This is a genomic window from Kribbella hippodromi, assembly GCF_039531045.1.
Classification (GTDB): domain Bacteria; phylum Actinomycetota; class Actinomycetes; order Propionibacteriales; family Kribbellaceae; genus Kribbella; species Kribbella hippodromi.
The window spans coordinates 164,626-183,561 of the sequence record NZ_BAAAPH010000014.1; the positions used below are offsets into that span (position 1 = coordinate 164,626).

Sequence of the window (18,936 nt, forward strand, 5' to 3'; positions counted from 1 at the left end):
ACCTAACCGTCCAGAGGGGTCGGGTGTGATCGTGGCCGACGTCACGCCAGCTGTCCGCTGAGGAGTTCGCGGGCTTCGACCAGTGACGGCCCGTACCAGGTCAGGTGCCGTCCGGAAACACAGCGCGCGGGTTTCGCGAACGCCTCCGGACCGTCATCCGGTGAAAACGGATAAGGCTCATCCGGCAGTACCACGAGGTCGTACTCAGGTAACGCGGCCGGATCGATCCGCGGATAGCGTTCTGTGGATTCTCTCAGCGAGTTGTCGATGCCAATCCGGGACAACAGATCGCCCGCGAACGTATCCCGCCCCAACGCCATCCACGGCCGCCGCCAGATCGGTATCACCGCACGCCGGCGCATTCCTTCGTACGACGTGCTCCACACCGATCGTGCTTCGCGCAACCACCGCGGTACGTCGCCGATGATCGCCGGCAGCATGCGCATCAGTGAGTCGAGTGCTTCGGGCACTGTCGTCGGTGCGGTGGTCCAGACCGCGATTCCACTCGATCGCAATGCGTCCAGATCGATCGCGCGGTTCTCTTCCGCGTTCGCGATGACGACGTCCGGCGCGAGTGCACGGATGCGTTCGAGATCGGGATTCTTGGTGCCGCGAACGCGGATCACGTCGAGGTGCGCGGGCTGCGTACACCAGTCGGTCGCACCAACGATCAGGTCCGGCCGCGTACTCGCGATCGACTCCGTCAACGACGGCACGATGCTGACCACACGACGTACTTCGGAAGGTAGTTCGACCACGTTGCCGAGGTCGTCGTACGCACTGTTCATCGGTCTGTTGTACCTCGCTTCGACCTGGTCTCGCACGGTGCGCGTCGAGGACGTTGCCGTCGACAACACTCGCGGATCCGTCCGGTTCGGGGCCGATTTGTGCGCGTGTCGCCAAGAAATATTCTTGCGTATCCGGCATGCTCTTGGCGCGGTGGAATCCCTTCTGCACAAGGATTTTCGGCATTTGCCCGCCGCTATGCGCCGAGTTCTCCTTAACCTGCGCACGTTTCGGGTGCTTTACGTGGAGCACACTTGTTGTCATCATCGTGACGACGAGGAATCCACCGTGGTTTTCCTCAGCCGCACCAAGGAGGCAGAGTGCCAGCCAAGAAGGCAGCCGCAGGGAAGGCGACAGCCAAAAAGGCTTCTCCCGCCAAGAAGACTGTCGCGAAGAAGGCCAGCGCCGCGAAGACGACAACCGCGCGCAAGGTCAGCGCAGCAAAGAAGACAGCGACGAAGAAGGTGAGTGCGGCCAAGAAGACCGCCGCCACGAAGACCGTGGCGAAGAAGGCACCGGCGAAGCGGACCACCGCCAAGAAGGCCGTCGCGAAGAAGGCTCCGGCGAAGAAGGCCACGGCCCGCAAGACCGTTGCGAAGAAGGCGCCGGCGAAGCGCGTCAGCGCGGCCAAGAAGACCACGGCCGCGAAGCGGACCACCGCCGCGAAGAAGGCGACGACCGCGAAGAAGACCGTGGCCAAGAAGGCACCGGCGAAGAAGACGGCAGCCAAGAAGACCGCCGCCAAGAAGACGGTGGCGAAGAAGGCCACTGCCAAGAAGACCGTCGCGAAGAAGGCACCGGCGCGCAAGGTCGCCGCCAAGAAGGCGCCCGCGAAGAAGACCGCTGCCAAGAAGGCTCCGGCCAAGCGCGTCGCGGCGAAGAAGAGCGCGGTGAAGACCGCCGCCAAGAAGACCGTGGCCCGGAAGACCGCCGCGAAGAAGGCACCGGCGCGTAAGGCCCCGGCCCGCAAGACCGCGGCCCGGCGGGTGGCCCGCTGACAGCTGCGTCCGCGTTCGCGCGACGTACGGCCGTGAAGACCTGAAGGGCACCACCGGACGCGGTGGTGCCCTTCGGCTTTTTCTCAGTTCTCTGTAACGCTCTTTGGCATGCAGGTGCCGCCGGGGGCTGATTCAGTCGTCGTCCCACTTCGGGTCGTGGTCCCAGGACTCGTTGCGTTCCTGCACCTTCTCGAGGGCCCGCGCGGCTTCCTCCGGCGAGCTGTACGGCCCGAGCCGGTCGCCCGACTTCGCACCCTGGTACGGCTCCACCTTGCCGGTCTTGGTGTTGTAGTACCACTCGTTGCTGTGATCGTCGCTCATCCGGCTGACCACCTCCTGGGTTATCTGACGCGGCTCATTAGAATGATCTCACCATGTCGATCCTCACTGCAGGGCGCATTTCGCCGCGCCGCGACGTTCCCGCATCCATTCCGCGTCCGGAGTACGTCGGCAAGCCGGCGCCGACGCCGTACGACGGTTCGTACGTGACGTCGCCCGAACTCGTCGAGAAGATGCGGGTCGCGAGCAAGCTCGCCGCGCAGGCGTTGCAGGCGGTCGGTGCGGCCGCGAAGCCGGGTGTGACGACCGACGAGCTGGACGCGGTCGGGCATGAGTACCTGGTGGAGCGAGGCGCGTACCCGTCGACGCTGGGCTACCGCGGGTACCCGAAGTCGCTGTGTACGTCGGTGAACGAGGTGATCTGCCACGGTATCCCCGATGATCGTCCGCTCGAGGACGGCGACATCGTCAACGTGGACATCACCGCGTACCTGAACGGGGTGCACGGTGACACGAATGCGACGTTCCTGGTCGGCGATGTCGACGAGGAGAGCCGGCTGCTGGTGGAGCGTACGCTGGAAGCACTGAACCGCGGCATCAAGGCGGTCAAGCCCGGGCGGCAGGTCAGCATCATCGGACGGGTGATCGAGTCGTACGCCAAGCGTTTCGGGTACGGGGTGGTCCGCGACTTCACCGGCCACGGCATCGCCACCTCGTTCCACTCCGGCCTGATCATCCCGCACTACGACGACGAACGCTTCGACGACGTGATCGAGCCCGGCATGACCTTCACCATCGAGCCGATGCTGACCCTCGGTTCGTACGACTACGACCTGTGGGACGACGGCTGGACCGCCACCACCAAGGACAAGTCCCGCACCGCCCAGTTCGAACACACCCTCCTGGTCACCGACACCGGCGCCGAAGTCCTCACGTTGCCATGACCATCACGCAGTACCAGAAACCCCACCTCCCCGGAATCCTCGCTCTCTGCGAAGCGGAAGACTGGCCAAGCCTTCCCGCCGACCCCGTCCGCGCCCACGCCGTTTTCACCGCACCCGGCGTGACAACAGTCGTCGCCCTGGACGGCGAACAGGTAATCGGCTTCGCCTACCTTCAAAGCGACGGCCACATCCAGGCGCACCTGTCCCAACTGGCCGTCCACACCAACTACCGCCGCAAAGGCATCGGCCGCGCCCTGGTCGAGTACGCCGCTCCGTTGACGGGCGCCCAGCGCATAGACCTGGTCACCGACACCGCCGAAGACTTCTACGCCACCTTCGAACACCGCACCTTCGCCGGATACCGCATTTACCCCGGCTGAAAGCCGGCGGCTTGGTACAACGTGATCGCCGGTGCGTTGTGCTCGTCCACTCGTAAGGCGACTGTTGTGTCAGCGCAGGCACTCAACAACAACCGCGCGATCCCGCGTCGCCGGTACGCGCGCGCCGTGAACAACTCGATGATGAATCGGCAGTCGGGTGTATCCGGCCAGGGTGCGCGCTCCACGACGAGGATCGCGCCGACCAACTCATCACCCGCCCAAGCAAGCCGGCTGACGTCCGGGTCGAGCACGCCGTACCCGCCGTCGAACGTGAGCTGTATGTCCTCCAGGGCTTCCTGTTCGGTGGTGGAGGCGATGCCGGGGTCGTACGCCGCGCAGTACAGGCGGGCGAGGGCGGGTGTGTCGGCCACCACCGGCGGGCGCAGTGCGACGCCTGCTATTGGATGCGCCGGCAGTACGCCCGGGTGGCGGATGAGGATCATTGGCTGGTGGCTGTGGTGATGAAGGCGCCCAGGTCTGCGGACTGCTGGATTCGGGATTGTTCGTGGACGTACATCATGTGGCCGGCCGGGTAGTACTTGGTTTGGATGTTGGAGGTCAGCTCGGCGGGGATGGGGAGACGGGCGAGGGTGTGTTCGGTGGCGAAGTACGGGGTGGCGCCGTCGTAGTGACCGGAACCCACGTACACCTGCAGATGCGGGTTCATCCGCATCGCCTCGGCCAGCTTCTCCGCGACCGTGATCTGCTGTCCTTCGAACTCCTTGAAAGACCATTTCCCGGCCGCATCCGCGTTGATGATCTCGTACGGAAGATCGTTCTCGTACCCGAGCTCCACGCGTACATAGTGGTTCAGCGCCGCCGAGTACGGACCGGTGATCGCGTTCATCGACGGATCGCGATCGGGGGTTTCCGAACCATAGTCCGCGTTCCATCCGGTGAAGCGCCCGTCCAGCCGTCCGACGGTCTGACGGCGCGAACGCAGCAACTCACCGAAGAACCGCATGTGCTCGATCCGCAGGTTCACCCGGTCGATGTAGTCCTCGCTGAGCCCGGTCAGTTCGGCCAGCCGGGTCACCACTTCGGCGCGGTAGTCCGCCGGGATTCGGTTGCCCTGGGCAAGCGCATTCGGGTACCGGCCGGCCGCGAACCGTTCCGCGTCGGCGAGCAGCTCTTCCAGCGAACGATCCGGGATCAGCCCGTGATAGTGCGCGATCGCCGCGTACGTCGGCAGGAACAGCGTGTACGGAAGATCGTTCCCCGGGGTGAAATCGAGCGTCCCGAACTCGAGCACCACCGAAATCAGCATCACGCCGTTCAGGTACATCCCGTACCGCTTCTGCAAATGCCACGCGAGCCCGGCCGCCCGCGTCGTCCCGTACGACTCGCCGGCCAGGAACTTCGGCGACATCCACCGACCGTTCCGCGACGTCCACAGCCGGATCACCTCGCCGACCGACTCCAGGTCGCGGGTGAACCCGTGGTAATCCCCCGGCTTCTCCCCCTCGGCCGCCCGTGAATATCCCGTCGACACCGGATCGATGAACACCACGTCGCTGTACTTCAGCAACGTCTCCGCATTGTCGGCGATCGCGTACGGCGGCGCGGCCAACTCACCCACGTCCCCCGAAACCACCCGGCGCGGACCGAGCAGCCCAAGGTGCAACCACAAACTCGACGACCCCGGCCCACCGTTGAACGCGAACGTCACCGGCCGATCGGCCGCCTCGGCGTCGTCGAGCGTGTACGCCGTGACGAAAACCTCCGCCTTCGGCTTCAACCCTTCGAACTTGCCGTCGGTGTACACCTCCTCGCGCAGCACGATCCGCCCGGTCGTCGCCGTGTAGCGCAGCTCCTGACCGTCGATTGTCAGGGTGTGCTGCGTCGTGACCAGATCGTCGACCGGCGTGGCCGGCTTCGTCGTCGTCCCGGCCTCGTCCTCGCCACGCTCCTCGTTCACCATGCCGAGCACCCTAATCCACCCGGTCATGAAGCGCGGTTCGACAGGTAGTACACCGGCGAGACACCGTACGCGGAGACACGATCACGCTCAGGTGCACTAGGTGACGACCTGACACCTCCTGTCGAGCTGCCGAACAGGTACTAGATTTCCTCCATGGCGACCATCCTTCACATCGCTTTCACCGAGCACTGGGCGGCGGCGCGGGCGGCCGGCTGTTACCGCTGGTCGACTCGTGGCAAGAGCCTCGACGACGGCGCACCCTTCATCCACACCTCCCGTCCGGAGCAGGTCGCGATGGTGGCAAACTTCGCGTACGACGACGTGACCGAGCCACTGTGCTTGCTGGTCATCGACACCACCCGGCTGGTCTCCGCGTTGTGCGACGAAGACCTGGAAGGCACTGGGATGAGCTTTCCGCACATCTACGGCCCGCTGAACCTGGACGCGGTGGTCGACGTCCGCCCGTACACCCGCGGCGCCGACGGCCTGTGGCCGGAAGTGACCGCCGAGGCCGTATCCTGAACCACGGAACGGGTCGGTCGGGCGATCGCGTCGGCCTGGCAACAGGCCGCCGAGGAAAGTCCGGACTCCACAGGGCAGCGTGGTGGGTAACGCCCACCCGGGGCAACCCGCGGGACAGTGCCACAGAAAACAAACCGCCAGCGGCTCCAATGAACCCCGTGGTTCACTGGAGTGCGGGTAAGGGTGAAACGGTGGTGTAAGAGACCACCAGCTCCACAGGTGACTGTGGAGGCTAGGTAAACCCCACGTGGAGCAAGGCCAAGAAAGGCAGTGGGCAACCACTCGCCGGCGCGAGCGACTGAGGGCGGCCCGCCCGAGCTCGCGGGTAGGCCGCTAGAGGTGCCCGGCAACGGCCACCGTAGATGGATGATCGCCGATTACAGGATCCGGCTTACAGACCGACCCGTTCCTCCCCCGCGACCACCAGGCGGTCGACCAGGCCGTTTACGTAGGTTGGCGTGAGGGGGCCGGCGTTGAAGAGGACTCGGATGTAGAGCGGCGCCAGGACATGGTCCAGGACGTCGTCGATCGGTGGTGGAGTCTCGCCGCGCTCCGTGGCGCGGTCCAGCATTGACTGGAGCTGGCCGGCGCGGTCCGCGATGAGTTCGTCTCGGGCGCGGAGGCCTTGTTCGTCGGCGCCGTGCAGTGCGAGGAGGAGTTGCAGGAGGGCCGGTCCGTCTGGGCCGGTGATTTCTCGCGCGACAGCCGCCGCGTACGCCTTGAGGTCTCCCGCGACGCTCCCGGTATCCGGCATCGGCGAGCGCGCGTTCAGGCGCGTCAGCATCACATCGGTCAGCAGCGCTTCGAGACTCCCCCACCGCCGATAGATGCTGCTGTCGGCCACGCCGGCCCGCGCCGCGACCTCCCCGACGGTGAAATTTCCGTACCCGCGCTCGCCGACCAGGCCGGTCACCGCGTCATGCACCGCCGCCTGCACCCGCGCGCTCCGCCCACCCGGCCGCCGAGCTCGTCCTTCATCCATGCTCCCACCTTAACGCAGTTCCCACTTGCGTTTACCTCATCGCGGTCGTACAGTCGCTAACGCAGCCCAGAGCTGCATTTAGCGATGAAAGGACCCCGTTGACCGCGTACGAGAAGACCGCGCCGTCTGCACCGCCCCGCACCACCCACACCGCCCGCAACCGAGCAGCACTCCTGACCCTGACCTGTCTCGGCCAGTTCATGGTGTTGCTCGACAACACGATCGTCGGCGCGGCGCTGCCGGATATGCAGCATCGGCTGCACGTCGACCTGACCGGGCTGCAATGGATCGTCGACGCGTACGTACTGCTCGTCGCGATGCTGCTCTTGTCCGGTGGCGTCTTCGCGGATCGCTTCGGCCGCAAACGGCTGTACCTGATCGGCGTCGCGATCTTCACGCTCGCGTCCGCGGTGTGTTCGCTCGCCCCTTCACTCGGCTGGCTGATCGCGGGCCGTACGCTCCAAGGCGTCGGCGCCGCCGCGCTCGCCCCCGCCTCGCTGGCGCTGCTCGCCGTCGCGTACCCGCGCCCGGAGGAACGCGTCAAGGCGATCGGCCTGTGGGCGGGCTTCAGCGGCATCGGTCTCGCCGCTGGGCCGTTGGCTGGTGGCGTACTGACGGATGCCTTCGGCTGGCCGGCCATCTTTCTCGTCAACCTCCCGATCGGGATCGTGCTGCTGCTCGCAGGGCATCGTGTGCTGGGCGAGTCCCGCAGCCTGAACGCGCCCGCGATCGACATTCCGGGAACAGTGCTGTCGGTATTTGCGGTCGGGACCCTCACGTACGGGCTGATCGAAGGCGGTTCGAGCGGGTGGACCTCGCCGCTGATCCTCGGAGCCTTCGCGTCAGGCGCCGTACTCCTCGCTGCTTTCCTCATCGTCGAGAGCCGTCGAACCGCTCCGATGCTGCCGCTGCGGTTGTTCCGGCAGCGGTTGTTCACGGTCTCCAATACGGCGATGGTTGTGGTTGGTTTCGCGTTGATGGGGTCGTCGTTCTTCTTCTCGCAGTTCTTTGTTTCGGTGCAAGGGAGCTCGCTTCTGCGGGCGGGGTTGCAGACGCTTCCTGTTTCGCTGGCGATGGTGGTCATCAGCCCGTACGCCGGCCGGCTCGCTGCGCGGTACGGGTTCCGGATTGTTGTCACCGTCGGGCTGGCGCTGGCCGGGGTCGGGTTGCTGGCGCTGGGCTTTGTGCACGCGCAGACCGGCTACGGGAACGTGTGGTGGCGGTTGGCGATCGCCGGCGCCGGGTTCGCGTTGACGATGTCGCCGCTGACCGGTGCCGCGATCCAGGCGGTCAATCCACAGGAAGGCGGTCTGGCGTCAGGCATCAGCAGTACCACTCGCCAGATCGGCGCGGTACTGGGCGTCGCGGTGCTGGGAGCCATCGTTCGGGCCCGCGAGTCCGACGGCGCCTCGTTCGAAGCCGGGCTGAACACCGCCTTCACCACCGCCGGCGCCGTCGTGATCGCCACGGCGGTCTTCACCGGGGTGTGGCTGACGCGAGCCAACGCTTCCCGGTGAGACGCTGGCGCGACTAGTGTGGGCGAGTTGGAGGGGCGTACGGGATGTCGGACGTTGACCAATCGCCTTCGGTTGTTGCTGGGGGCAAGGAGCAGGGTGGTAACCGCTAGGGGGATTAATCAGATGGACCCCGCGACCGGGATTCCGGCCGCACGCGCCGGTTTCGCCCAGGGAATGGGGGCGGCGACGTGCAACTAGGCTGACGATTCCAGGCCGCGATCAGGAGGAGACCGACATGCCCGGACGATTGATCGCTCTGATCGGCACGTCGAGTGTTGGTAAAACGACGACTGCCCGGCGCATGCAGGACCTGCTTCCCGACCCCTGGCTGGTCGTCGGTCTGGATCATTTCTACGACATGTTTCCCTCCGACTGGGCCGGGCATCCGCGTGGACCCGGACCAGGATTCTGGCAGGACGTCGTACCGGACACCGACGGAAAGCCCCGCATCATCACGCACTACGGCGCCGCGGGCGCCCGCCTGCTCACCGGAATGCGCGCGGCCGTACTCGCCCTCCTGAACACCGGAAATGACGTCATCCTGGACGAAATGCCGGTCGACGACACGATCATGCCGGCCTGGCGCAAAGCTCTGGCCGGATACGACGCGTACTGGGTGGCGCTGCAGGCTCCGCTGGATGTCATCGAGCAACGCGAAGACGAACGCAATCACGGCCGCCACATCGGCAACGCCCGCGGTCATCAGGGGTACGGCATGGACGGCCCGTTCGACCTCGTACTCGACACCGCGGCACTTTCCGCAGATGCCCGCACAACGGCCATCATCGATGCCTTCAGCAACAAATCGTCACCTGGTTCACTTGTCGCGCCCGGCAGCTGAAAGCTGTTAAATCCTTCGCGTTCAGCGGTGCCGGTGGCTTACAGTCGGAGCCAAGACAGACCTGGGCGGGCCGAAGCTGATCGGTTACCACTCTTAATGGGCGTGTTGCGGGTTCGAGTCCCGTCGTCGGTTCGCCGGCGTAGCTCAACTGGATAGAGCAGCATTTCGGTCGGCGCGCCACGTCCGCTCAGGTCTGTTTTGTCATGCCCGGAACCGATAGGAGAGAAAGGACATGTCCACAGATCCATTGGCACAGCTCAGCACGCGGCGTACTCCGCAGGACCGACCGGCCGAGCCACGCCAGCGCATCAACAGCGCCGGCGGATACACCTTCGTCCAAGACGATCTCGCCCGCCTGCACCGGTTTCTGACCATCGGTACGACCGGCGGCACCGCGTACGCCTCCGAGCATGCGCTGACGCAGGAGAACGCCGGGCTGATCGTCGGGCTCGCGCGGAAGCGTACGACCGAAGTCGTGACCGCCGTACTGGACATCTCCCTCTCCGGTCGCGCTCCGAAGCAGCGCCCGGCGCTCTTCGCTCTCGCAGCCGCGGCCAAGCTCGGTGACGACGACGGTCGCCGCGCCGCGCTGGCCGCCGTACCGCTGGTCGCGCGGACGGGTACGCACCTCTTCCAGTTCACCGGGTACTTGGAGCAGTTCGGTGGCTGGGGTCGCGGTACGCGGCGGGCGATCGGCAACTGGTACGTCGACCCCGACCGCAGCGTCGACGCGGTGGTATACCAAATTCTGAAGTACCGCCGGCGCAACGGCTGGTCGCATGCGGATCTGCTCCGGCTGTCGCATCCGACCACCACCGAGCCAGTACGCCGGGAGCTGTTCGACTGGCTCCATGGCCGGCCCGCGGATCTGTCCGGTCTGCCACTGGTCGCCGCGTTCGAGCGGCTTCAGCGTGCGACCGACGTCGCTGAGACGGCCGGCGTGATCGCAGAGCACCGTGCGCTGTCGTGGGAGATGATCCCGGACCGGTTCCTGAACGAGCCGCGGATCTGGGAGGTCCTGCTCGCGAACGGTCTGCCGCAGACCGCGCTCCTCCGCCAACTCCCCCGCCTGACTCGGCTCGGGTTGCTCGATCCGTCCGGTCCGTGGGTTCAGGTCGTCGCGGATCAACTGACCGACGTGGGTCGCCTGCGCAAGGCGCGAGTGCATCCGATCAGCGTACTTGTTGCCCAGCGCATCTATTCGTCCGGCCAGGGCGGACGGGGGCGTCACACGGCTGGAGCCGTAAGTGCGTCGGCGGGCGTAGGTGCGTCGGCAGGCGTACGTGCGTCGGCAGGCGTAGGTACGTCGGTAGGCGTAGGTATGTCGGTAGGCGTAGGTACGTCGGCGGGCGTAGGTGCGTCGGCGGGCGTGCGTTCGCTCTGGCGGGCTGCGCGTTCTTCCTGGCAGCGGGCGCTTTCGTCAGCGGACAGGGTGGGGGCGGCTGCGGCGCAGTTGCGTTCGCCTGGGCAGGCGCTGCGTACGTTCGCGGACGGCGCGCGTGCTTTCGGAGACAGGGACGGCGCTCGCGGTGGGCGGGACTGGGCGCCGTCGCAGCCGATCGTTGATGCGCTGGATGCCGCGTTCTACTTGTCGTACGACGCGGTCGAACCGACCGGGAAGCGGACGCTGCTTGCTCTGGATGTGTCCGGGTCGATGACGTCGCCGGTGTCTGGTCTGCCGATCAGCTGCCGGGAGGCGTCAGCGGCGCTTGCGCTGGTGACGGCCGCGACGGAGCCGGCGTGCGAGATCGTTGGCTTCACCAGCAAGCGCAACTTTTGGGATACCAAGTTGACGCCGCTCGCGATCAGTCCGCGACTGCGGCTGGAGAGTGCAATCCGGGCGGTGTCGGACCTGCCGTTCGGCGGCACCGATTGCGCGCTGCCGATGCAGTACGCACTGCGGCGGAAGCTGGCGATCGATACGTTCGTCGTCTATACGGACAACGAGACGTGGCACGGGAAGGTACATCCGCATCAGGCGCTGCAGGAGTACCGCCGGGAGATGGGGATCGACGCCCGGCTGGTCGTGGTCTCGATGACCGCCAACGGCCGCACGATCGCCAACCCCTCAGATCCCGGAATGCTGGACGTATCGGGCTTCGACAGCGCGGTCCCGGCCCTCATCAACACATTCACCCGGGAACGCTGAGCCCGCGGCCGGCACGCGATCCAGTCGATCACCTACCGACCGCAGGCAGCACATCAGCACTCGAATGGGGCCCGCACCCGCTGCCCCGCAGTACGCGCATTAGAACGCGCATTAGAACGCGCGAGCTTATCCACCGCTGTTGAGGGTTATCCGCCCTCATACCGGCAGAGAACCCTCAACACGGATAGATAAGCCCTGGCCAGTGCTGTTCCGCAGACACCGGGGTGGGTGCGCGGCGGGCGGGCGCGCATAGCAAGCGTGGAAGGAGCGAAGCGGTGGAGCACCCGCGGGGCACGCGGGGATCAAATGCGGAGCAAATGCGGAAGAAGCGACGCGACGCGAGGATCAAATGCGGACCAAATGCGCAAGGAGCGAAGCGACAGAGCCCCTGCGGAGCACGCGAGGATCAACCACCGCGCGCAAGCGCAAGTCCCGGGCACCAGCCCGCACACTCCGGCGAAAGCCGGGACCTCCGGCGAAAGCCCGGGCCATCGGCAGCCCAGCGTGTCCCCCGGCAGCCGGCGCTCCCGGCGACAGCCCGGAGAGAACTTACCGGCGATGAGCCAGCGTCCGGGAGAGCGCGCGGGGCCAACCACCGCGCGCCAGCGCAAATCCCGGGCGGCAGCCCGCACACTCCGGCGAAAGCCGGGGCCTCCAGCGAAAGCCGGAGCTCCCCGCAGCCCCGCGGGATCCGGCGGCAGCCGGAGCTTCCGGCGATAGCCCGGAGAGAACTTACCGACGATGAGCCGGCGGGCGGGTGAGAGCGCGCGGGGCCACCCACCGCGCGCAGGCGCAAGTCCCGGGCGGCAGCCCGCACGCTGCGGCGAGAGCCGGGGCTCACGGCGGCAGCCGCGTCCGGCAGCAGCCGGAGGTCCCGGCGAGAGCCCGGGCTCACGGCGACAGCCCGGCACGTCCGGCGAGAGCCGGAGGTCCTGGCGGCAGCCCGGCATGTCCGGCGGTAGCCGGGGGTCCGGCGGTAGCCGGGGGTCCGGCGATAGCCCGGGAAGAAGGTACCGGCGGTGAGCCGGGGGTGGGTGGGAGCGCGCGTAGCAGGTGCGGGAGGAGCGTAGCGACGGGGCACCTGCGGAGCGCGCGCGGGTGGCTGTGTAGGTGTTAGTGGCAGGGTTCCTCGGGAGCAGGAGGTGCTGGGATTCGGCCGGCTGGTTTTTCCCACGGTTGTTGGCGGCCTAGGGCGGTCAGGTCCAGGGCGGTGACGGTGAAGGTCATCGCGTCGGGTCCGCGGCCGTAGGTCGAGTAGGTGTGGTAGATCTGCTCGCCGTCGCGCAGGAAGCAGCTCAGGCCGTGCAGGTCGAAGGGCTGCGGGCCTTGGGTGAACTCGTTGTCCGGCTGTACGTCCCACTCGGCCTTCGAGCGGTAGTTGTATTCGAAGGGCACGCGTGACTCGTCGAGCGTGACATGAAAGTCGTAGTTGAAGTCCGTGTCGCCGGACGAGTACCACGGGTACTCCCAGCCGCGGGCCTCGCGGTACGCGGCCAGCTTTTCGTACGGTGCCCGCGAGACCATCGCGAAGGTGGTGTTCGCCTCGTGCAGGCTGTTCTGGGTACCGATGTCGTCCACGAGCCACGTGCAGCTCGGGCAGCCCGCGTCCCACTCGGGCTGGAACATGAAATGGTATACCAAAAGCTGGAGCCGTCCGTCGAAGAGATCGAGCAGGCTGACCGGGCCGGCGGCGCCGGTGAATGTGTACGGCTTGTCGAGCCGCACCATCGGGAGTTCGCGGCGGCGGGTGTTCAGCGCGTCTCGCTGCTTGGTGAACTCCTTCTCTTCGGCCAGCAGCGCGCGGCGCGCGGTCAGCCACTCGTCCCGGGACACGATCTCCGGCAGGTTCATTCCAGCTCCTCAAGCTCGCAAAAGACAACGAATCAGCACCGATCACCCGGTACGTCGGAGCGGACGCACCGGCTTCGACACGGCGAGGATGCGAAACTTGGGAGCATGCGCAGACGGGTACGCACCAGCATCGTGTTCGTGATTCTGGTCGTGCTTCTCGGCGCCGCCGGGTACGTCGGCTGGGTGCTGGTGCAGCGGTCGGAGCCGGTGTCGTTGCCGGAGCCGACCGGGAACTTCCAGGTCGGGCGCAGGACGTTCGAGTGGACCGATGGGCCGCGGCGCGATCCGTACGCCGATGGTCCGCGCAAGCTGGCTGTCTGGCTTTGGTATCCCGTCGCGAAGCAAACCACCGGCCACCGCGTCCAGTACGCGCCCGGTCTGTGGAGTGGTCTGCACCTGAAAGCGCCGCTCTCCTTGCTGCAAGGGCCGTTCGACACGCTGCAGGATCGCGCGCTCGATCGGGCCGCCGTCGCGCCGGGGCGGTTCCCGGTGGTTGTGCTGATGCCGGGGATGGGCCTGTCGGCGCCGATGTACGCGGCGCTGGCCGAGGATCTTGCGAGTCATGGATACCTGGTCGCAGGCGTCACGCCGACGTACTCCGCGAACCTCACCGTGCTGGCCGGCCAGACCGTCGAGAGCAAACCGGCCGCGAACCCGTCGAACCTCGGTGAGAGCAATGAAGCCGCGCAGCAGACCGGCGATCACCTGGTGGACGTCTGGGCCGCCGACGCGCGCTTCGCGGCCGGAATGGTCGCGAAGCAACTCCCCGGTTCGGTCGAGAACTCGGTCGGTCCGTCGTACGTCGGGCACTCGTTCGGCGGCGCCGCGTCGCTCGAGGCGTGCCGGCAGGATTCGCGGTGTACGGCGGCGGTCGACTTGGACGGCACCCAGTTCGGCGAGGTGGTGCACAAGGGCGTGAAAGCGCCGATGCTGCTGCTCGGCGCCGACGACTCGTGCATCACCAGTGTGTGCGGCCCGGACGCCAAGAACGACAGCAACCGGGACCGCGCCATTTCATTGCTCAAGGCAAGCACCGGTACGTCGTGGTGCGCGACCATCCCGGGCAGCAGGCACTTCAACTTCACCGATTACGGCGTGTACTACCTCGCGTACCCGTTGCGTAAGTTTCTCCCGCTCGGCAGCGTCGATCCACGGCACGCACTGACGGTTCAGAACGGGTACGTCACCACGTTCCTCTCCCACGTCATCGACAAAACCGCCGCCCCGGACGCACCAACCTGCCAAAAATAGCTACAAATCCAACTCGTAGGTCTGACCAAGGAGCGAGTCTCCCCACATCGCGTGCGGTTCAGAGGCGGTCAGCCGGAACCCGCGGTCCAGATAGATATGCCGGGCCGCAGCCAGCGGAGCGTTGGTCCACAGCACCATCCGCTTGTACCCGATGTCACGAGCGAAGGCCAAGCAAGTGTCGACCAACTCGGCCCCGAGCTTCAGCCCACGCGCGGCCGGGGTGACCAGCAGCAGCCGCAGCTGCGCGGTGGTCTCGTCCGGCCCGCGGACACAGAAGATGCTGCCGGCCCGCTCGCCGTCGACCTCGGCGATCCACGCCGCTTCGCGGACCTCGTCGTGCTCGGTCGCGTACGCCGCCACGATCTGCGCGATCAGCGTCTCGTACGCCGGGCCCCAGCCGTACTCGGCCGCGTACACCTCCGCGTGCGACTGCACCACCCAGCCGAGATCACCTGGCTTGCCCAGCTTCCTGATCAGTTTCGTCATCAACCCACCCGATCTACTGACACGACTGTTTCAGTACGTAATACTAGCCCCGTGCCGACCACCAAGGAAGCCCCGTCCGCCCGGGAGCAGGAGCTGCTCGAGCGCGCCTACGCGTACTCGCTGACGCACGGCCTGGGCGATCTGTCCTTGCGGCCGCTGGCGACCGCGATCGGGTCGAGCCCGCGGGTGCTGCTGTTCCTGTTCGGCAGCAAGGACGGGCTGATCCGGGCCTTGCTCGCGCGCGGGCGCGCCGATCAGCTGGAGTTGCTGCGCCGGACCGAGCAGCTGTACGACGAGCCACCCGGCCTGACCGTGGTCGCGCGCGAACTGTGGACCTGGCTGGCCGCGCCGGAACGCCGGCCGCTGATGACGTTCTGGGTCGAGGCGTACGGGCGGTCGCTCGTCTCCCCCGAAGGCCCGTGGGCTGACTTCGCGCGCTCCACGGTCGACGACTGGCTCGAGCTGCTCAAGACCAGCGCGCCGGACGAGACCGAGGCGCGGCGTACGGGCGTACTCGCGATGCTCCGCGGCGCCCTGATCGACCTACTGGCAACCGGCGACCTCGACCGCACCACCGCCGCCCTCGACGACTACTTAACGGAGTAACTCGAAGGCGACCGTACGTTTGGCGATGTCAGCCTCGACGAGCCGTACGCGGGCCTGCTGCCCCAGCGGAAGGTCCGTACCCGTCACCCGCCCCTCGATCGCGATCTTGGTCAGCGCGACCACCCCACGCCCGTTCTCCCGCTCGTCGACCTCGGTGATCACCCCGTCGAACTCCGCGCCGACCTGATCCGCGACCAGCCCGGCCTCGACCATGCTGACGATCGACCGTTCGTACGCGTGCGCCCGCCGGTCCGCGTCGTCCATCACCTTCGGGATCTCGTCCATCGATTCGCGCACCCACGCCGGTACCTCATTGCCCGCGGACAACGCGACGCAGATCTCGCTGGTCCACCGGTCGACCAGCCGCCGCAGCGGCGCGGTCACATGCGCGTACTCCGCCTTCATCGCCGCGTGCTGAGGCTGCTCCGGAACACTCCCGTCGAACGCGCTGTAGCCGGCGCCGCGGAACAGCACAGTGCAGGCCGCGAGCATCGCCGCGTGCGCGGGGACCTTCGGGTCCAGGCCGTGGATGAACTGCGCGTACGTGGTCGCATCCGGCCATTCGATGCCGAGCGCCTTCGCGGTGTTGCCGAGCTTGCGGCGCAGATCGTCATGCGATTCGGGCAGCGTCCGCAGGATGCCGATCTTGCCCTTCATCATCAGCACGGCCGCGGCCATGCCGGTGAGCAGCGAGATCTGCGCGTTCCAGCCCTCGACCGGCAGCGGTGCGCGGAACTCCAATCCCCAGCCGTGGTTCGAGGTGACGACCTCTTGATCCGGGATCGGCAGGTTGACGCCGCCGCGGTCGAGTTCGCGCTGTTCGCGGAGCTTCCCGACCTCGCGGAGCAGTTGCAGCGGCTCCGGGGCCGTACCCGCATCCAGGTCCTTTTGTACGCCGGCGTAGTTGAGCTTGGCGCGTGACTTCACCAAAGCGCGCTCGCAGGTGACTGCTGTACCTTCGCCGGTCGCGTCGAGGGTCATCGTCCACAGGACGGCTGGGCGGACCTGGTCGGGAAGGAGGGATGCGGCCGCTTCGGAAAGCTCCGGCGGGTGAAGCGGGGTGCGCTTGTCCGGGGCGTAGAGGGTCTCGCCACGGCGGCGGGCCTCGGCGTCGATCGGGTCACCGGGTTGTACGTACGCGGCGACGTCGGCGATCGCGTAGTACACGATGTAGCCGTCGGTGGCTCGCTCGATGTGTACCGCCTGGTCGAGGTCCATCGAGTCTGGTGGGTCGATGGTGACGAACGGGAGGTCGGTGCGGTCGAGCTCCGGCAGGCGCGCGTTGCCCGCTGCCGCCAGGGCCGCGGCGGTCACCTCAGGTGGGAAGGCGGCCGGCACCTCCAGCTCCCGCCGGATGTCCTGCAACGACGCCCGAAACACCTCAGGCACACCCTCAGCAAACCGAACCTTCTGCAACGGCATGAGGTCAGACTAGGGCACACCTCAACCACGAGCCGCGCACCTGCCGGCTGGTCAGGGCTGGGTGTTGAAGGTGGTGAGGGAGGCTTGGCCGTCGGCGTACCAGTTGATTTCGGTGAGGGTCGCGGGGCGGAGCTCCATCCGGAAGATGGAGTTCAGCGGGGCCTGCAGGACCGATCGGACCATCAGCTTGATCGGTGTCACGTGGGTGACGACCACGACTGTCTTGCCTGGATACCTGGAGAGCAGGCCGTCGCGCGCGGAGCGAGCCCGGCGTGCGCAAGCGTCGAACGATTCACCACCGGGCGGCGCGACGCTCGTCGACTCCAGCCAGGCGTTCAGCGCATCCGGCCACTTCTCCTGCACCTCGGCGAACGTGTGCCCGTCCCAGTCCCCGAACGAGCACTCCACCCAGCCGTCATCCACAACCACACTCAACCCAAGCCGCTCCGCCACCACCGAAGCAGTCTCCCGAGCCCGCCGCATCGGCGAACTCACCACCGCGTCGATCCCACCAAGCGCTTCCCCACCGGCCGGGGCGGTCGGGGTGAGGCCCGCGAGGTACTCGGCCGCTGCTTCGGCTTGCCTGCGGCCGGTCTCGCTCAGCGGCGGATTGTCGCCACCCGAACCCGAGAAGCGCTTCTCAGCCGTGAGCGGAGTCTCGCCATGCCGCAGGAAGATCATCCGCGTCGGCGGCTCGCTCGAAGCGCCCCAACCACGCATCACCTTCTGCTGCTCCGACGCCGCCGGCCCACCGGCAAGCGCGGCAGCCGCGCCACCACCACCTGCGGCACCAGCAGGAGCGGTCCCGCTCGGCGCCGGCCGCAGCGGGATCGGTACGCCGTCCAGCGCGTTGTTCGCCAACGCATCCGCAGCAGCGTTCTTCGCCCGCGGCACCCACGTCCACTCAGTGCCGAACGGTGCCAACCCCTGCGCCTTGATTGCCAGCGGCTGCAGATCAGGATGCTTGATCTTCCACCGCCCGGCCATCTGCTCGATCACCAGCTTGGAGTCCATCCGCACCTCGATCGAGGCATCCGGCGCGTACTCAGCCGCCAGCTCCAGCCCAGCCACCAACCCCGAGTACTCGGCGACGTTGTTCGTAGCGATCCCCAACGTCCGCCCCTGTTGCGCAATCACCTGCCCAGAAACGGGATCCCGCACCAACGCCCCGTACGCCGCCGGACCCGGATTCCCCCGCGACCCACCGTCAGCCTCGACGATGACGTGATCAATGGTCACGCGGCGCTCTCCGGCGTACGGACCAGAATCCGGCCGCACTCCTCGCAGCGCAGCACAGCGTCGGCGGGCGCGGACTTGATCGCGTTCAGGTCCGACGGGGCGAGCTCCATCCGGCAGCCCATGCACCGCTTGCCGACCAGCGGCGCCGCACCGATCCCGCCGTTGTGCTCACGAAGGCGCTGGTACTGCGCGACCAACTGCTCCGGCAACTCCGCGACCACCTTCGCGCGCTGCTCCGCGACGCCGGCGCGCTGCTCGTCGAGCTCCTTGAGGGTCGCGTCCCGCGAGGTCTCCAGCTCGGCCTGCCGGCCGGCGAACGCCTCGGCCCGGGTCCGGAGGCCGGTCTGCACCACCTCGGCGGCCTCGAGCTTCTCCATCACCTCGAGCTCGGAGTCCTCCAGATCGGAGATCCGCCGGTCCAGCGAACCGATCTCGTGCTGCAGGTTCTCCAGGTCGCGCGGCGAGGTGACCTGGCCGGAGTCGAGCCGCTGCTGGTTCCGCGCGCGGCGCTGGCGGACCTGCTCGACGTCACTGTCGGCCTTCTTCTGCTCACGCTGCAGATCGCTGACCTCGGTGTCCGCGGTGACCAGCTCACGGTCGACCACGGACTTCTCGGCGGCCAGGTCCTTCAGCGCCTTGTGCTCGGGCAGCGACGCGCGCTTGTGCGCGACCTGATCCAGCTGCAGGTCGAGATCCTGCAGGTCCAGCAACCGGCGTTGGACGGCGGGCTCGGCGTTCAGAGTCGGCTCCTTCAAATCGTGG

General features: G+C 67.1%; 18 protein-coding genes, 1 other RNA gene and 1 pseudogene. 10 read left to right on the plus strand and 10 right to left on the minus strand.

The features are described from left to right. Positions 1–41: 41 nt before the first annotated feature. A complete protein-coding gene (locus ABD260_RS22280; protein ID WP_344235884.1) occupies positions 42–788 on the minus strand; it encodes a helical backbone metal receptor in 747 nt (248 codons plus the stop codon). Positions 789–1,106: 318 nt separating this feature from the next. Between ABD260_RS22280 and ABD260_RS22285 the strand changes: the two genes are divergently transcribed. Then, on the plus strand, positions 1,107–1,784 hold the full coding sequence (locus ABD260_RS22285; RefSeq protein ID WP_344235886.1) for a histone H1-like repetitive region-containing protein: 678 nt from the start codon (positions 1,107–1,109) through the stop codon (positions 1,782–1,784). A gap of 132 nt (positions 1,785–1,916) precedes the next feature. Here the strand turns inward: ABD260_RS22285 and ABD260_RS22290 are convergent, their stop codons facing one another. After that, positions 1,917–2,105: a hypothetical protein gene (locus ABD260_RS22290; protein ID WP_344235888.1), complete on the minus strand. Its 189-nt coding sequence runs from the start codon at positions 2,103–2,105 to the stop codon at positions 1,917–1,919. A 53-nt stretch (positions 2,106–2,158) separates the two neighbouring features. Here ABD260_RS22290 and map point away from each other — a divergent pair, with 53 nt between their 5' ends. Then, positions 2,159–3,007 carry a type I methionyl aminopeptidase gene (gene map, locus ABD260_RS22295; protein ID WP_344235890.1) on the plus strand — a complete coding sequence of 283 codons (849 nt, stop codon included), beginning with the start codon at positions 2,159–2,161 and terminating at the stop codon, positions 3,005–3,007. Beyond that, the gene (locus tag ABD260_RS22300) at positions 3,004–3,387 is read left to right on the plus strand and encodes a GNAT family N-acetyltransferase (RefSeq protein ID WP_344235892.1); all 384 of its coding nucleotides are present in this window, start codon (positions 3,004–3,006) and stop codon (positions 3,385–3,387) included. Before map ends, ABD260_RS22300 begins: the two co-directional genes overlap by 4 nt. Here ABD260_RS22300 and ABD260_RS22305 read toward each other — a convergent pair. Beyond that, positions 3,375–3,830, minus strand: a complete 456-nt coding sequence (locus ABD260_RS22305; RefSeq protein ID WP_344235894.1) for a GNAT family N-acetyltransferase — start codon at positions 3,828–3,830, stop codon at positions 3,375–3,377. The genes ABD260_RS22300 and ABD260_RS22305 overlap by 13 nt on opposite strands. Beyond that, the gene (locus tag ABD260_RS22310) at positions 3,827–5,308 is read right to left on the minus strand and encodes a S10 family peptidase (RefSeq protein ID WP_344235896.1); all 1,482 of its coding nucleotides are present in this window, start codon (positions 5,306–5,308) and stop codon (positions 3,827–3,829) included. The genes ABD260_RS22305 and ABD260_RS22310 overlap by 4 nt, the downstream gene beginning before the upstream one ends. Positions 5,309–5,461: 153 nt before the next feature. Here ABD260_RS22310 and ABD260_RS22315 point away from each other — a divergent pair, with 153 nt between their 5' ends. Both ABD260_RS22315 and rnpB read left to right on the plus strand, forming a co-directional pair. After that, positions 5,462–5,830, plus strand: coding sequence for a DUF952 domain-containing protein (locus tag ABD260_RS22315; RefSeq protein ID WP_344235898.1), 369 nt, complete (start codon positions 5,462–5,464; stop codon positions 5,828–5,830). Between the two features lie 9 nt (positions 5,831–5,839). Then, an RNA gene (gene rnpB, locus ABD260_RS22320) (RNase P RNA component class A) lies at positions 5,840–6,240 on the plus strand. Between the two features lie 29 nt (positions 6,241–6,269). On the opposite strand, the pseudogene ABD260_RS37620 reads toward rnpB, so the two are convergent. After that, positions 6,270–6,812, minus strand: a pseudogene (locus ABD260_RS37620) (TetR/AcrR family transcriptional regulator); the annotation flags it as partial. 98 nt (positions 6,813–6,910) lie between these two features. On the opposite strand from ABD260_RS37620, the gene ABD260_RS22325 reads away from it, so the two are divergent. From ABD260_RS22325 to ABD260_RS22335, 3 genes are all read left to right on the plus strand, one after another. After that, on the plus strand, positions 6,911–8,329 hold the full coding sequence (locus ABD260_RS22325; RefSeq protein WP_344235900.1) for an MFS transporter: 1,419 nt from the start codon (positions 6,911–6,913) through the stop codon (positions 8,327–8,329). A gap of 235 nt (positions 8,330–8,564) precedes the next feature. Then, positions 8,565–9,170, plus strand: coding sequence for a phosphotransferase-like protein (locus ABD260_RS22330; protein WP_344235902.1), 606 nt, complete (start codon positions 8,565–8,567; stop codon positions 9,168–9,170). Between the two features lie 232 nt (positions 9,171–9,402). After that, complete coding sequence (locus ABD260_RS22335) at positions 9,403–11,319, plus strand: TROVE domain-containing protein (protein ID WP_344235904.1); 1,917 nt, start codon at positions 9,403–9,405, stop codon at positions 11,317–11,319. A gap of 1,113 nt (positions 11,320–12,432) precedes the next feature. Here the strand turns inward: ABD260_RS22335 and ABD260_RS22340 are convergent. Beyond that, positions 12,433–13,170: a DUF899 domain-containing protein gene (locus ABD260_RS22340; RefSeq protein WP_344235906.1), complete on the minus strand. Its 738-nt coding sequence runs from the start codon at positions 13,168–13,170 to the stop codon at positions 12,433–12,435. A 105-nt stretch (positions 13,171–13,275) separates the two neighbouring features. Here ABD260_RS22340 and ABD260_RS22345 point away from each other — a divergent pair, with 105 nt between their 5' ends. Beyond that, a complete protein-coding gene (locus ABD260_RS22345) occupies positions 13,276–14,421 on the plus strand; it encodes an alpha/beta hydrolase (protein WP_344235908.1) in 1,146 nt (381 codons plus the stop codon). Here the strand turns inward: ABD260_RS22345 and ABD260_RS22350 are convergent, their stop codons facing one another. Continuing rightward, positions 14,422–14,907, minus strand: a complete 486-nt coding sequence (locus ABD260_RS22350) for a GNAT family N-acetyltransferase (RefSeq protein WP_344235910.1) — start codon at positions 14,905–14,907, stop codon at positions 14,422–14,424. 51 nt (positions 14,908–14,958) lie between these two features. Between ABD260_RS22350 and ABD260_RS22355 the strand changes: the two genes are divergently transcribed. Continuing rightward, positions 14,959–15,513, plus strand: a complete 555-nt coding sequence (locus ABD260_RS22355) for a TetR/AcrR family transcriptional regulator (protein ID WP_344235912.1) — start codon at positions 14,959–14,961, stop codon at positions 15,511–15,513. On the opposite strand, the gene ABD260_RS22360 is transcribed toward ABD260_RS22355, so the two are convergent. From ABD260_RS22360 to ABD260_RS22370, 3 genes are read right to left on the minus strand one after another with little or no spacing between them, the layout of a single operon-like run. Next, on the minus strand, positions 15,502–16,935 hold the full coding sequence (locus tag ABD260_RS22360) for an RNB domain-containing ribonuclease (protein WP_344235914.1): 1,434 nt from the start codon (positions 16,933–16,935) through the stop codon (positions 15,502–15,504). The two genes, ABD260_RS22355 and ABD260_RS22360, sit on opposite strands and share 12 nt — an antisense overlap. A 51-nt stretch (positions 16,936–16,986) precedes the next feature. Next, on the minus strand, positions 16,987–18,174 hold the full coding sequence (locus ABD260_RS22365; RefSeq protein WP_344235916.1) for a bifunctional RNase H/acid phosphatase: 1,188 nt from the start codon (positions 18,172–18,174) through the stop codon (positions 16,987–16,989). After that, positions 18,171–18,929 (minus strand): zinc ribbon domain-containing protein, encoded by a 759-nt coding sequence (locus ABD260_RS22370; protein WP_344235918.1) that lies wholly within the window; start codon positions 18,927–18,929, stop codon positions 18,171–18,173. The genes ABD260_RS22365 and ABD260_RS22370 overlap by 4 nt, the downstream gene beginning before the upstream one ends. Between the last annotated feature and the right edge of the window lie 7 nt (positions 18,930–18,936).